We start from the raw sequence: 13,522 nt of genomic DNA on the forward strand, positions 1-13,522 counted from the left end.
TTGCGAGTTACGAGTTGCGGGATGCCGGTGAGGTGCTGGCGAGCCCCTGACCTGCCTGACTGACCTGCCTGGCTGACCTGTCTGCCTGACCTGCCTGGCTGACCTGCCTGATCTGCCTGTCTGCCTCTGGTCTCCCTCATCCTCACCTCTTACACCTTCCCGGCGCCCGGCACCGGAAGGGCGCGCGGTGTCCCCCGTTCGGGCGACCAGCACGGGCCGCCGCCGTGCCGCCCTGATCAAGTGAGGCCATGACTGGACGCATCGGCAGCATCGACCGGCGGTGGTTCGAACGGGTGGCGTCGGCGCGGCTGCCGGGCGGGGCGCTGCTGCCACCGCTCAGCTCCGCCGCCAACCACGGACGCCTCTGGTTCGGTTCGGCGGCGGTGCTCGCGGCCGTCGGCGGCCCCGCGGCCCGGCGCGCCGCGCGGCGCGGGGTGGGCGCACTCGCCCTTGCCTCGCTGACCACGAACGCCGTGGCCAAATACGCCGTCCGCCGCCGTCGCCCCGTCATGGACGGGGTCCCCGCGGTCCGGCATCTGGGGAAGGCGCCGTGGACCTCGTCGTTCCCGTCCGGGCACGCGGCGTCCGCGGCGGCGTTCGCCGTGGGGGTGGCCCTGGAGGCACCCCGGTACGGCGCGCTCCTCGCGCCGGTCGCCGCGTCCGTCGCCTTCTCCCGGGTGTACGTGGGGGTCCACTACCCCGGTGACGTGCTCGCGGGCTGCGCACTCGGCGCGGCCGCCGCGGCGGTCACCTGCTACTGGTGGCCGCCGCGCCCCTCGCCCGCGCGGCAACGGCGGACCCGGGTCGCGGCGCCCGCGCTGCCGGACGGCGAAGGGCTGGTCGTGGTCCTCAACTCCGGTGCGGGCAAGGGCGTTCCGGGGCGGCTGCCCGCGCGCGAGCACCTGGAGCTGCTCCTTCCGAGGGCCGAGATCCTGGCGCGCGGGCCCGGCGACGACCTCGACGAGGTGCTGGACGAAGCCGTCGAGCGCGCAGGCGAGTCGGGCGGTGTGCTCGGTGTCTGCGGCGGGGACGGCACGGTGAACGCCGTCGCCCGGCGCGCCGCGGCCGCCGGTATCCCGCTGGCGGTGTTCCCCGGCGGCACCCTCAACCACTTCGCCCTGGACGCCGGTACGCCCACCTTCGAGGACACCGCGCACGCCGTGCGGCGCGGCGAGGCCGTCCGCGTCGACCTGGCCCGGGTGCGCGACGGCGACGGCACGGACGTCGCAGGCTTCGTCAACACCTTCAGCATCGGGCTCTATCCGGAACTGGTGCGCAAACGCGAGAAGTTGGAGGGCCGCATCGGCAAGTGGCCCGCGGCGGCCGTGTCGTTCCTGGAGGTGCTGCGGACGGCGGCTCCGCTGCGGATCCGGCTCGACGGTCACGACCGGGTCCTGTGGCTGCTCTTCGCGGGCAACGGCCAGTACCTGCCGGACGGGCTCGCGCCCTCGCACCGGCCGCGCCTGGACGACGGCCTCCTCGACGTCCGCACGGTCGACGCGGAGGCAACGCTGGCCCGTACCCGGGTCGCCCTCTCCGCGCTGGGCGGCGCGCTGCGGCGCTCCCGGGTCTTCCGTGCCGAGCGCGTCGAGGAACTCAGGCTCAGCGGTCTGGAGGACGTGGCGACCCTCGCGTACGACGGCGAGACCGCCTCGGCGCCGGACGCGCTGCTCCTGGACAAGCGGCGCGCCGCCCTGACGGTCTACAGCCCGGCCGCGGCACTGGACGAGATCGCGCAGCGGGCCCGCACCCTGACGCTGGCGGCGAACCGCCGCCCGCCGCGCGACGACCGCGGCTGAGCCCCGGGCCCTGCCAGGTCCTTGCGCCCGAAGCGTGCCGTTCACTTCAATGCGGCATATGGCAGCCCGTCGCACCCCCTCGCACACCCCGGCCCAGCAGCAGGACGGCCCTTCCGCCGACGGGCTGCCGCCGACCGCCTGGGCCGTGCTCGGCCTGCTCTCCTTCCCCGGGGAGCGGACCGGTTACGAACTCAAGAAGTGGGCCGACGCCTCGCTCCGCTTCTTCTACTGGTCGCCCGCCATCAGCCAGATCTACGCGGAACTGCGCCGCCTTGAGGCCCTCGGGTACGCCACCTCGCGGCGCTCGGGCCCCGAAGAGCCTCGTACGAAACGGTCGTACGCCATCACCGAGGAGGGACGCGCCGCGCTCGCGGCCTGGGCGGACGACGGGCGGGACGCGGGGCCCGCCGTCCTGAAGCATCCGCTGCTGCTGCGGGTCTGGCTCGGGCACCTCACGGCGCCGGAGCAGTTGCGCGCGCTGGTCGCCGAGCACATCGCACGGACGGAGGGCGAGTTGAAGGAGGTGCGGGACGCGCTCGCGCGGGCGGGCGGGGCGGCGGCCTGGTCCCACCCCGAGGTGGCGCTGCGCTGGAGCGAGCGGCGCCTCGAGGCGGAGGTGGAGCTGGCCGAGGCGATGCTCGTGGACCTCGACGCCCTTGGGACGCCTGGCGCACCCAGTACACCCAGTACACCCGGCACACCCAGTACACCCGGCACACCCGGCACACCCAGTACACCCGGCACACCCGGCACACCCGGCACACCCGGCACACCCGGCACACCCGGCACACCCGGTGTACCCGGTGTACCCGGCGCACCCGGCGCTCCGGCGGGCGCGGCGCCGTCCGGTCTGCCCGCGCCCCGGCGGCCCCGTCAACGCGGCGGAGACGCGCCCACCCCTGGGTGAAGCAGCTCGCCCCGGTGGCGCCCCGAGCGGTAGGACGGCAGGGTCAGCCGTCCCCCGCCGTACGGAGCAGCGCACCCGTGAGCACCCGCGCCGTCCTTGTCGCCGCCCTGATCACCGGACTCCTCCTCGGCATCGCCGGAACCAGAACGGACCGCTCCACAGACCCGCGTCCGCACGGTTCGCTCACCGTGTCGGGCCATTAGGCTGCGACATTGTCGCGCGGCTTCCTCCGTCCTCGCCGCGCGGTCGCCGAGCCTCCGTCGACGGAAGCGAGTGGATCTTGAACTTCCTCACCATCGGTCATCGCGGGGTCATGGGTGTCGAGCCCGAGAACACCCTTCGTTCCTTCATCGCCGCACAAGCGGCGGGCCTCGATCTCATCGAGCTGGATCTGCATCTGAGCAAGGACGGCGCGCTGGTCGTCATGCACGACGCCGACGTGGCCCGTACGACCGACGGCAAAGGGCCGATCGCCGAGAAGACCCTCGCCGAGCTGCGGGAGCTCGACGCGGGCCGCGGGGAGCGCGTCCCCACCTTCGAAGAGGTCCTGGACGCTGTCAAGGCGCCGCTGCAGGCCGAGATCAAGGACGTCGCGGCCGCGCGCGCCCTCGCCGAGGTCATGCGGCGCCGCGATCTGGTCGGCCGGGTGGAGGTGATCTCCTTCCACGACGAGGCGGTCGCCGAGATCGCGCGCCTCGTCCCCGGGGTGCGCACCGCGCTCGTCGCCAGCCGCTACGGCACGGATGTGGTGGAGCGCGCGACGGCCGTCGGCGCGACCACCCTCGTCCTCAACATCCGGCGCCTGACCCTGGAGATCGTCGAGCGGGCCAGGAAGGCCGACCTGCGGATCATCGGCTGGGTCGTGAACACGCAGGACGATCTGCGCCTGGTACGGGCGCTGCAGCTGGACGGGGCGACCACCGACTACCCCGAGATCAAGCGGACGGGCCGCTTCACGGCGTGACGCCCCCACAGCTCAGCTCAACGGCTTGATCAGCAGCTCGAACTGCAGGTCGTCGCGTTGCGGGATGCCGAACCGCTCGTCGCCGTACGGGAAGGGCGTCATCTTTCCCGTACGGCGGTAGCCGCGGCGCTCGTACCAGGCGATGAGGTCATCGCGGGCGTTGATCACGGTCATGTGCATCTCATGGACGCCCCACGTCTCGCGCGCGACCCGCTCGGCCTCGGCGATGATCACCTTGCCGAGGCCCTCGCCCTGCCGGTCCGGGCTCACCGCGAACATGCCGAAGTAGGCGTGGTCCCCGCGGTGTTCGAGCTGGCAGCAGGCGATGAGCCCGCCGTCCCGCTCGACGACGATCAGTCTGCTCGCGGGCGACTCGATGACCTCCGCGACCCCCCGCGGGTCGGTCCGCTGCCCTTGAAGGAGGTCCGCCTCGGTGGTCCACCCGACGCGGCTGGCATCCCCGCGGTACGCCGACTCGACGAGCGCGACCAGTGCGTCGACGTCGGCGGCGGTGGCGTCCCGGTAGGTGAGCTCGCCGGATGAGGGGCGCGGGGCGGTGTCCATGGAGCTGGCTCTCCCGATTCTTGGCGCGGTGTGCGGTCGCGCCGAGCCTAACCCCCGGCCGGGGGTGCGGAGACAGGCTCTAGGATGCGGCCGCATGGTGCATGTACTGAGCGGCAGGACCCTGCTGCACCCCACCGACCCGGAGCGTTCCCGCGCCTTCTACGGCGAGGCGCTCGGTCTCGCCGTCTACCGCGAGTTCGGCACGGGCCCCGAGCGTGGCACCGTCTACTTCCTCGGCGGCGGCTTCCTGGAACTCTCCGGCCGTGCCGAGGCCCCGCCCGCGCCGGGACTGCAGCTGTGGCTGCAGGTGGCGGACGTGCGGGCGGCCCACGACGAGCTCCTTGCCAACGGCGTCGAGGTGCTGCGCCCGCCGGTGCGGGAGCCGTGGGGGCTCGTCGAGATGTGGATCGCGGATCCTGACGGCGTCAGGATCGTGCTCGTCGAGGTCCCGCACGACCACCCGATCCGCTACCGGCCGGGGATATGACACAGGCTCTGACGGCTATGGATCGAGCAGCGGCAGCACGGAGAAGACGTGGTCCCGCCAGATCCGGCGGGACCGCTCCTCCGGGTAGTGCGTGACGGACGGCCGGGCGTCGAAGAGCTGCACGAGACGCCGCTCGGCGTCGTACGCGGGCCAGCCGGGCTCGCCCCGGGCGGCGAACGACGTCCACGCGGCGCGCATCCGGGCGGACAGAGCTGCCGCCTCCGCCACCGCGGCGGCCCCCGTGCCGATCAGCGCGGCGGGCTGGCCTCGGTCGAGCGCGCCGAAGACGAGGGGCACGTCGAGGCCGTGGCAGGCGCCGAGGATCCCGTCCATGCCCGGGGCGGGCCAGGTCAGTTCGTAGGCGTGGGCGCGGCCCCCGGCGGCGATGTGCGCCTCGGCGAGGTGCAGCGTCGGCATGCGGAACAGCCAGTCGGACAGGACGAGTTCGTGCAGCTCGTCCGGGCCCGCCGCCGGGAAGGCCTCGCGGTAGCGGCGGGCGCCGTCCGGGGGCGGGGCGAAGGTGGTGAGGGCGGTCGCGGCCTGTTCCTCGCTCACCTGGCCGAGCAGTCCGTCGAGCGCGGTGAGCAGCCGCTGTTCGTGGCGGGTGTGGCCGACCAGGAGGTCGATGTGCCGGCGGCTGCCGTCCGCCAGGGCCTGCCAGGGAGTGACGGCCAGGGCCGCGCCGTCGACGACCGGCGAGAAGATGACCGCCCGCAGCGCGGGCCGGCCCCAGCGCCCGGCCGGCCCGGCGCACGAGGCGCCGACCGCGTCCCCGGCGGCGGACAGCAGATGCGGGGGCACCTCGGCCAGGTCGGCCACCGTGGGCCGAAGCCCCAGCTCGGCGGTGCACGAGGCGGCGATGTCGGCGGCGAGCTCCGGCGAGAAGAACGTGCCCTGCGCGCTCTGTGCGACGGCTCGCCCGAAGAGCCCGGCCGCGCCCTCCATCGCGAGCAGCGCGGCGACCGACCCGCCGCCCGCCGACTGGCCGAAGAGGGTGACGCGGTCGGGATCGCCGCCGAAGGCACGGATGTGGTCCCGCACCCACTCCAGGGCGGCGAGCTGGTCGAGCAGGCCGCGGTTGGCGGGCGCCCCCTCGAACTGCCCGAAACCTTCGAGCCCCACGCGGTAGTTGAACGTCACGACGACGCCGCCCTCACCGGCCAGGCGCCCGCCGTCGTACTCGGGAAGGCCCGACATGCCGATGGTGTAGGCGCCGCCCTGGATCCACACCAGCACCGGCAGTCCCGCGTCCGGGCCGGGGTCGGGCGACCAGACGTTGACCGTCAGCCAGTCGTCGCCCGCCGTCTCCCGCGCCAGCGCGTCCATCCCGAAGTGACCGCCCTGCGGGGGCGGTGGCCCGTACGAGACGGCTTCCCGCACTCCGCTCCAGCTCCGGACCGGGCGCGGTGCGGCGAAACGCAGCGCGCCGACGGGAGGCTCGGCGAACGGAATCCCGCGGAAGACGGCGACGCCCGCCTCCCGGGTGCCGCGCAGTGCCCCGGTCCCCGTACGGACTTCGGGCCGGGCCCCGGACGCCCCGGAATCGGCAACGGTCATCACTACTCCCCCCTCGGCGCGGGCGGAACGCGATCCCCAGCGCGTACGCCGCCCGGACACCCCGCAGCATCCCGCCGCGCCCGGCCCCCGCGCCAGCCATTTACCCCTCACCCTCCCCCATCGATGTGAACCACGTCACACGGGCAATCCATCCGGGATGCAGGGGTACAAGGCCACGGGTACGGTCCGCAGAAGATCATCCACAGTTCTGACCACCTGAAAGCCCTGAAGTCGATCTCCCACAGCTCAGGAGAGACATCACATGGCAGCTCCCCGGATCCTCATCGTCGGCGGCGGTTTCGCCGGCATGGAGTGCGCTCACAAACTCGAGAAGAAGCTCTCACCCCACGAGGCGGAGCTGCGGCTGATCAGCCCACAGGACCACCAGCTGTATCTCCCGCTGCTGCCGCACGTCGCCTCCGGAGTGCTCACTCCGCAGTCGGTGGCGGTGCCCCTGCGCCGGATGCTGCGCCGCACGTCGATCGTGCCGGGCGGCGCCGTGGGCATCGATCCCAAGGCCAAGGCCGTGGTCGTCCGGAAGATCAACGGCGAGGAGGTCGTGGAGCGCTACGACTACCTGGTCCTGACGCCCGGCAGCGTCACACGCCAGTTCGACATCCCCGGCGTCGACCAGTACGCGGTGGGCGTCAAGACGCTCGCCGAGGCCGCCTGGATCCGCGACCACGTCATCTCCCAGCTGGACCTGGCCGCGGCGAGCTCCAGCCGCGAGGAGCGGGCGCAGCGGCTGCAGTTCGTGGTGGTCGGCGGCGGTTACGCGGGCGTGGAGACGGCCGCGTACTTGCAGCGCCTGACCTGCGCCGCCGTCAAGCGCTACCCGGGCCTGGACGTGTCGCAGATCAAGTGGCACGTGGTGGACGTCGCCCCCAAGCTGATGCCGGAGCTCGGCGACCGGCTCGGCGACAAGGCGATGGAGATCATGCAGCGCCGGGGCGTGAACGTCTCGCTCGGCGTGTCCGTGGCCAAGGTGACCGAGGACACCGTCACGCTCACCGACGACCGGGTCCTGCCGTGCCGCACCCTGATCTGGACCGCGGGCGTGGCGCCGAGCCCGCTCATCGCGACGCTGGGCGCCGAGACGAACAGGGGCCGGCTCGTCGTACGGGCCGACCTGACGGTCCCGGGGATCGACGGCGTCTTCGCGCTCGGCGACGCGGCGGCCGTCCCCGACCTCGCCAAGGGCGGCGACGCGATCTGCCCGCCGACCGCGCAGCACGCGATGCGCCAGGGGTGGGCCGCCGCGAAGAACGTGCTGGCGGCGCTGCGCGGCTTCCCGCTCGCCGACTACCGCCACAAGGACATGGGCCTGGTCGTCGACCTCGGCGGCATCCAGGCGGTGTCGAAGCCGATGGGTGTGCAGCTGACGGGACTGCCCGCCCAGATCGTGGCGCGCGGCTACCACCTGGGCGCCCTGCGCACGGTCACCGCCCGCTTCCGCACGGCCGCCAACTGGGGCCTCAACGCGCTCGCGGGCGACGACTACGTACGCACCGGCTTCCAGGCCGAACGTCCCGCCACGCTCGCGGACTTCGAGAAGACCGACGCGTACCTGACGCAGGATCAGATCAATGAGCGGGTGGCCGCGGCGTGACGGTGCGATCCGCGGTCAAAGACAGGCTCAACCCCGCCGCACCCCGATGCGGCCTTCCAATTGCGCCAGCAACTCCCCCAGGAGCCCGCTGAGGTGCCCCTGCCCCGCTCCGTCGAGGACGGACAGCACGACCGTCTCGTAGGCGAGTTGTTCCGGCAGGATCGCGTCGACGAGGTCGCGCCCGGCGTCGGTCAGTCCGACGTGCGCGACCCTGCGGTCGCGTGCGTCCGCGCGCCGGTCGACCAGTTCCCGCTCCTGGAGGAGCTTGAGCCGTTTGGTGACGGCGGCCCCTGACGAGAAGGTCTCCCGGGCCAGCTCGCCGGGTGTCAGTTCGTGCCCGGTGCGGCGCAACGCGCCGAGCAGGTCGAACTCGGCGCGGGTCAGGCCCGCCCGGCGCAGCGGGGCGTCCTCGGCCTGCTGGAGGAGGGCCGCGCAGCGGTTGATGCGGCCGATCACCTCCATGGGCCCGGTGTCGATGTCGGGCCGCACCGCCTGCCACTGCCGCACCACCGCGGCCACGGTGTCCCCACCGGGGCCGGCCACCGGACCGTTCTGCGTCGTCATGCTCGTGCGCCCTCCCAGGCGTCGGCGGCCCTCGCGCGGGTCCGCGTCCCCTGACCGTCGTCTCCGCCCTGACCGTTCGGTCGGCGGACCGTCGCCGCGAGCGTACGGTGTCCGGCGCGCTCGGCGGCGAGCACCCGCTGTTCGGGCAGGGCGCGCTGCCACCATTCACCGGCGGCCGCGTCGGCGGTGGCGCGCAGGTCGACGAGGGCGGCCGTGAGGCGGCGCCGCGCCGGTTCCGCCGGGCCCGCGCCGGTGAGACCGGCCGCTGCCTGCTCCGTGGCCCGTTCGGCGGCGGCGATGGCGTGTTCGATGTGGTCGCCGGCTCGGCGGTTCGTGACGAGGACGGCCGCCAGCACGCCGAGCACGGCGCCGACGAGGGTGTCCACGACGCGGTCGAGGATGAGTTCCCCGGGCTGCTGGAACCGGGCGAACTCGGTGACGAGCAGCGCCATCGGCGTCACGCACACGGTGCCGAGCCAGTAGTTGCGGGTGATCAGGGCCTCCGCCCCGAAGGCGAGGGCCAGGCAGCACACGATGAGCTCGGCGTGGCCGAGGTGCGCGAACGGCGCGATGGCCGCGAAGGCGAGCACGCCGACGAGGTTGCCGACCACGCGCTGCACGCCCCGGTTCCAGGTGAGCGTGACGTTGGCCTGGTAGAGGGAGGCGGCGGTGACCAGCGCCCAGTAGGGGCGGCCGATGCCGAGCGCGAGCGAGCCGTATCCGGCGAGGGCGCAGCCGACGGCGGTGCGCAGCGCGATGGGCAGCAGCGGCGAGCCGGGCGTGAGCCGCCGCCACAGCGGGGTTTTCGGCCCGGCGAGTTCGGCCGCCACGCCGAGGAGTTCGTCCGCTTCGCCGGGGCGCAGGCCGCCGGGGCGCGGTACGGCGCCCGTGCCGCGCAGCCCTGCCGCCCAGGAGCGCAGGGCGGCGGGGTCCGCCTCGTCGGGCGCGGCCAGGGCCTCCTCGGCGCGGACGACGAGGCGGGCCAGGGCGCGCCGGGCCGCCGTGGTGCGGGCGCCGGTGGCGAGGAGTGACTGCCAGGCGGCGTGCACGGCGCCCGCCGCGGCGGCGCGGGCCCGTTCGGCTGCCGCCGCGGTGGCGTCGGCGTGTGCGGCGTCCGTGTACGCGGCGGCGGCGTGCAGGGCACGTGCGGTGGCCCGGCGCTCGGGTCCGTGCGGGCGCACCAGGGCGGGTGCCATGCCGACGAGCCAGGCGACGGCGCCGCCCAAGAGGGTGAGCGCGAGGTGGCCGGGGATCTGGCCCGGGGTCTGCGGCGCGAAGAGGGTCGCGGAGCTGATGAAGGTGAAGATCAGGTGGCCCGGCGGTCCGACGCGGGTGGCGTCGCAGAGCGTCTTCTGTGCGGCGGCGAGCAGCGCGCCGACCGCGACGAGGACCGCGGCGGAGCTGGTGAGTGACGCGGCGACCAGGGCGAGGGCGAGGCTCGCGGTCATTCCGGCGACGACCAGGGCCAGCGTCCGCGCGCGGGCGGCGTAGGGGAGGTTGTGGGCGTACAGGGCGCAGAACGATCCGGCCATCGTGTACATCACGAGGTCGAGGCGGCCGAGGGCGAGCAGCGTCAGATTCGGTATCGCGGTGGCCACGACCACGCTGCTCGCGGGCTTGAACCAGATGTCGGACGGCTTGCCCGGGCGCAGCACGCCGGCGAGGGGGAGCGGGCGGACGCGGGCGGGGCGCGGGGACGGATGCGGGGACGGGGGCGTACTGCTCATGAGGAAAAGGTTAGCAAGTGTTTTACTCGAAAACGATTGAGGATCCCCCGGCGCCGCCCCCGCCGTGCGCCCGCTCCCCCGTGCTCCCCATGCACCCCCGTGCGCTCGCGTACGGCCCCGCGGGCCTGGGCATCGACCCGACGACACCGTCGACAGGGGGAGGGTGCCGTGCACGGACCGGCACAGGCCGCCTGGCTGCTCGTCGCGCTCTGCGCGGCGACCGGGGCCTACTGTCTGCTGCGGATGCGCAGCCGGATCGAGGAACAGCGCCGCACGGCCGGCGGCGAGGCGCTCATGGGGTTCGGCATGGCGGTGATGGCCGTGCCCGCGGCCGTCGTCGCACCACCGCGCTGGGCCTGGCTGGTCTACGCGGCGGTGTTCGGCGCGGCCGCGCTGCACACCGGGTGGGCGGCCCGCACCGACCGCCACCACCTCCACCACCTGGTCGGCGCCTTCGCCATGGCCTACATGTCGGTGGCGATGGCCACGGCGCCGGGAGCACACGCGCACCACGGCGGCGCCGGTGTCCCGCTCCTGACCGGCACGCTGCTGCTCTACTTCGCCGGGTACGTCCTGTGGTCGGGCGCGCGGCTCGCCCCCCGGACGGTCACCGCGACCGCGGGCGGGCCCGCGGTGCTCGGCTGGGCGGACCGCTCGGAGGTGGCGCTGGCGTGCCGCCTTTCGATGGGGATCGGGATGGTGGCGATGCTGCTCACCCTGTAGGCGCCGTCTCCCTGCGGGCGATCAGCGCCGCGAGCGCGGTGAGGCTGTCCGTCCGCCAGTCCGCCGTGTCGACGACGGCCGGGTCGTCCGCCCAGTGGTACCCCCACGGGCCGCGCCGGATGTGCGCCGTCCGTAGCCCCGCCTGCTTGGCCGGGAAGATGTCGTGGGCGGGGTGGTCACCCACGTAGAGCGTCTCGCGGGGCCCGGCCTGGGCCACTTCGAGCACCCGGGCGAAGAAGGCGGGGTCCGGCTTGGCCACGCCCCAGTCGCCGGAGGTGGCGATGACGTCGGCGGGCAGGTCGAGGGCGCGCAGGAGCTCGGCCGCCCGTGGCGTTCCGTTGCCGGCGACGATGACGCGGACGCCGAGTTTCTGGAGACCCCCGAGGGCGGGGCGCACGTCCGCGTAGAGGTCGGCCTCGCCCAGGTGCTCGCCCCGGCCCGCGGACTCGCGCGCGTGGTACGCGGAGGCGATGTCCATGTCCGGGCTGACGAGCCGCAGCGCGTCGGTGTTGTCCCCGCCGCGCGCGACCACGGCTCCGACGAGCGCGGAGAGGGTATGACGCGGCACCTGCAGCCAGTCCGCCCACGCTGCCCAGTAGCGGTCGTCTTTGGTGAGGGTCTCCCCCACGTCGAACACGATGGTCTCGATCACCGTCAGCACATTACGGCGTCCCGGCGCCCCGGCCAGGGTCGTCACTCGTACGGGAAATACACCCGTGTCGGCCGTGGCGTGCGTCACTTGGAGTGAGAGTCCATACCCTCCGGTAGCCCAACCCTCATAGGCTGAGCGGCATGATGGTCCCCGTCGCACTGTTGCTGCTGGGCGCCCTGACCGCTGTCCTGGCCCCCCGAATGCTCGCGCGGGCCGACTGGCCGGAGCGCGAACCGGTGGTCGCGCTGTGGGCTTGGCAGTGCGTGGTGGCGGGTGTCCTGCTCTGCTGCGCGCTCTCGATGACCCTGAGCGCCGCCGCCGCGTGGCAGGCCGTGCGCGGCCACCTCTTCGCGCCCGCGCCGCACGCCGTGGTCGAGGCGTACGCCCTCCAGGCGTCCGGCCCTTGGGCCGCGACCACCGCGGTGGCGCTGGCCTGCGGCGGGATCTGGACGGCGGCCATGCTGGCCCGGGAGATCGTGCGGGCCCGCTCCCGGCGCGCCGAGCGACGGGCCGAACTGCTCGTGCGTTCCCCGCTGTTGCCCGGCGAGGAGCCCGGCAGCAACCCTCTCGTCCTGCTCGAGGGCGAGCGCCCCGACGCCTGGTGGCTGCCGGGGCAGGCCCCCCAACTGGTGATCACCACGGCCGCGTTGCGCCGCCTGAAGGGCCGTCAGCTCGATGCCGTCCTCGCGCACGAGCAGGGCCACGCACAGGCCAGGCACGACTGGCTGCTGCACTGCTCGGGCGCTCTGGCCATCGGTTTCCCGCAGGTACGGGTCTTCGCGGCGTTCCGCGGCGAGATGCACCGCCTGGTGGAGCTCGCCGCCGACGATGTGGCGTCGCGCCGGTTCGGCCGTCTGACGATCGCTCTCGCCCTGGTCGAACTCAACGAGGACCGGGGCGTGTTCGGCCCCTGCCCCGCCACGCAGGCGCACGTTCCGCAGCGCGTGCACCGCCTGCTCGCCGCCCGGCCGCGCCTGACCGCGGGACGCAGGCTCCGCCTGACGGCGACGGCGGCGCTCGTGCCGGTGATCCCCGTCCTGGTCACCTTCGTGCCGGGTCTGCGCGCGCTGGGCTAGCAGCTGTCCGTCCGGCGGACCTTCGCGGATCTGTCCGGCGGCTCGGGGCACGGTCGGGGGCGGCTGCACGCAGCACCGCCAACCAGGATCATGCGTACAGGTCACAGCCCCGGGTACGCGCCACGCCCCGGGCACCCGGGGATGGCCGCAGCTCCGCTCCGTCGGCGAGGATCACTTCATGTACCCCACGTCCACCGACTCCCCGACCCGACCGCCCCGCTCCCGCGCCGCGCTCGCCGCCGCGGCTCTCTGTGCGCCCTCGCTCCTGCTGCTCCTCCTGGTGGCGCTGGAGTGGCATCCGCTGCTCTCGCTCGACGGCGACATCGCGCGCACCACGCACCGCTGGGCGGTGGACAACCCCGGCGCCACCCGGGCGGGCCGGATCCTCACCGACTGGGTGTGGGACCCGTGGGCGATGCGGGCGCTCTGCGCGGTGGCGGTGATCTGGCTGGCGCTGCGCGGGGCGTGGTGGCTCGCGCTCTGGCTGACCGGCGCCTGTCTGGTGGGCTCGATGGTGCAGCAGGGGCTGAAGGCGGCGGTCGACCGGCCGCGCCCCGTGTGGCCGGATCCCGTGGACTCGGCGCACTTCGCGGCGTTCCCGTCGGGGCACGCGATGACGGCGACGGTCGTCTGCGGTCTGCTGCTCTGGCTGCTGCGCACGCACGGCGCGGGCCCCGCCCTGTGGCGCACCGCCCTGGTCCTGGCCGTGCTCTCGGTCGTCGGGGTCGGTCTGACGCGGATCTGGCTGGGGGTGCACTGGCCCACCGACGTGCTCGGCGGCTGGCTGCTCGGCGCCCTGACGGTGGCGCTGGCCGTGGTCACGTACACACGCGGCCCCGGCAGGCGCACCACGAACGGAACCTGACTGCTCCCCGACCGACTGCGGAGGATCC

Annotated in this window: 14 protein-coding genes; 9 read left to right on the plus strand and 5 right to left on the minus strand. The window is 74.1% G+C overall.

What is annotated here, in order from left to right:
* Positions 1 to 248 precede the first annotated feature (248 nt).
* The 4 genes from ABZ953_RS16450 to ABZ953_RS16465 all read left to right on the plus strand — a co-directional run bounded on the left by ABZ953_RS16450 (position 249) and on the right by ABZ953_RS16465 (position 3,670).
* A complete protein-coding gene (locus tag ABZ953_RS16450) occupies positions 249 to 1,799 on the plus strand; it encodes a phosphatase PAP2 family protein (protein ID WP_361723309.1) in 1,551 nt (516 codons plus the stop codon).
* 58 nt (positions 1,800 to 1,857) lie between these two features.
* The gene (locus ABZ953_RS16455; protein ID WP_361723312.1) at positions 1,858 to 2,706 is read left to right on the plus strand and encodes a PadR family transcriptional regulator; all 849 of its coding nucleotides are present in this window, start codon (positions 1,858 to 1,860) and stop codon (positions 2,704 to 2,706) included.
* 77 nt (positions 2,707 to 2,783) lie between these two features.
* On the plus strand, positions 2,784 to 2,909 hold the full coding sequence (locus ABZ953_RS16460; protein ID WP_361723315.1) for a hypothetical protein: 126 nt from the start codon (positions 2,784 to 2,786) through the stop codon (positions 2,907 to 2,909).
* 77 nt (positions 2,910 to 2,986) lie between these two features.
* Positions 2,987 to 3,670: a glycerophosphodiester phosphodiesterase family protein gene (locus tag ABZ953_RS16465; protein WP_361723318.1), complete on the plus strand. Its 684-nt coding sequence runs from the start codon at positions 2,987 to 2,989 to the stop codon at positions 3,668 to 3,670.
* 12 nt (positions 3,671 to 3,682) lie between these two features.
* Here the strand turns inward: ABZ953_RS16465 and ABZ953_RS16470 are convergent, their stop codons facing one another.
* Positions 3,683 to 4,234, minus strand: coding sequence for a GNAT family N-acetyltransferase (locus ABZ953_RS16470; protein ID WP_361723321.1), 552 nt, complete (start codon positions 4,232 to 4,234; stop codon positions 3,683 to 3,685).
* A 94-nt stretch (positions 4,235 to 4,328) separates the two neighbouring features.
* On the opposite strand from ABZ953_RS16470, the gene ABZ953_RS16475 reads away from it, so the two are divergent.
* Positions 4,329 to 4,721: a VOC family protein gene (locus ABZ953_RS16475; protein WP_361723324.1), complete on the plus strand. Its 393-nt coding sequence runs from the start codon at positions 4,329 to 4,331 to the stop codon at positions 4,719 to 4,721.
* Positions 4,722 to 4,736: 15 nt separating this feature from the next.
* On the opposite strand, the gene ABZ953_RS16480 is transcribed toward ABZ953_RS16475, so the two are convergent.
* Complete coding sequence (locus ABZ953_RS16480) at positions 4,737 to 6,278, minus strand: carboxylesterase family protein (RefSeq protein ID WP_361723327.1); 1,542 nt, start codon at positions 6,276 to 6,278, stop codon at positions 4,737 to 4,739.
* Positions 6,279 to 6,540: 262 nt separating this feature from the next.
* On the opposite strand from ABZ953_RS16480, the gene ABZ953_RS16485 reads away from it, so the two are divergent.
* Positions 6,541 to 7,887, plus strand: a complete 1,347-nt coding sequence (locus ABZ953_RS16485; RefSeq protein ID WP_361723330.1) for an NAD(P)/FAD-dependent oxidoreductase — start codon at positions 6,541 to 6,543, stop codon at positions 7,885 to 7,887.
* A gap of 27 nt (positions 7,888 to 7,914) precedes the next feature.
* Here the strand turns inward: ABZ953_RS16485 and ABZ953_RS16490 are convergent, their stop codons facing one another.
* Positions 7,915 to 8,451, minus strand: coding sequence for a MarR family winged helix-turn-helix transcriptional regulator (locus ABZ953_RS16490; protein WP_361723333.1), 537 nt, complete (start codon positions 8,449 to 8,451; stop codon positions 7,915 to 7,917).
* A complete protein-coding gene (locus ABZ953_RS16495) occupies positions 8,448 to 10,178 on the minus strand; it encodes an FUSC family protein (protein WP_361723336.1) in 1,731 nt (576 codons plus the stop codon). The genes ABZ953_RS16490 and ABZ953_RS16495 overlap by 4 nt, the downstream gene beginning before the upstream one ends.
* Positions 10,179 to 10,346: 168 nt before the next feature.
* Here ABZ953_RS16495 and ABZ953_RS16500 point away from each other — a divergent pair, with 168 nt between their 5' ends.
* Positions 10,347 to 10,901 carry a DUF5134 domain-containing protein gene (locus ABZ953_RS16500; protein WP_361723339.1) on the plus strand — a complete coding sequence of 185 codons (555 nt, stop codon included), beginning with the start codon at positions 10,347 to 10,349 and terminating at the stop codon, positions 10,899 to 10,901.
* On the opposite strand, the gene ABZ953_RS16505 is transcribed toward ABZ953_RS16500, so the two are convergent.
* Complete coding sequence (locus tag ABZ953_RS16505) at positions 10,891 to 11,553, minus strand: HAD family hydrolase (RefSeq protein ID WP_361723574.1); 663 nt, start codon at positions 11,551 to 11,553, stop codon at positions 10,891 to 10,893. The genes ABZ953_RS16500 and ABZ953_RS16505 overlap by 11 nt on opposite strands.
* A 140-nt stretch (positions 11,554 to 11,693) precedes the next feature.
* Here ABZ953_RS16505 and ABZ953_RS16510 point away from each other — a divergent pair, with 140 nt between their 5' ends.
* Both ABZ953_RS16510 and ABZ953_RS16515 read left to right on the plus strand, forming a co-directional pair.
* Complete coding sequence (locus ABZ953_RS16510) at positions 11,694 to 12,629, plus strand: M56 family metallopeptidase (protein WP_361723342.1); 936 nt, start codon at positions 11,694 to 11,696, stop codon at positions 12,627 to 12,629.
* A 178-nt stretch (positions 12,630 to 12,807) separates the two neighbouring features.
* A complete protein-coding gene (locus ABZ953_RS16515; RefSeq protein ID WP_361723345.1) occupies positions 12,808 to 13,494 on the plus strand; it encodes a phosphatase PAP2 family protein in 687 nt (228 codons plus the stop codon).
* Positions 13,495 to 13,522 lie beyond the last annotated feature (28 nt).

The sequence above is a fragment of the Streptomyces sp. NPDC046465 genome (assembly GCF_040646035.1).
Taxonomy (GTDB): domain Bacteria; phylum Actinomycetota; class Actinomycetes; order Streptomycetales; family Streptomycetaceae; genus Streptomyces.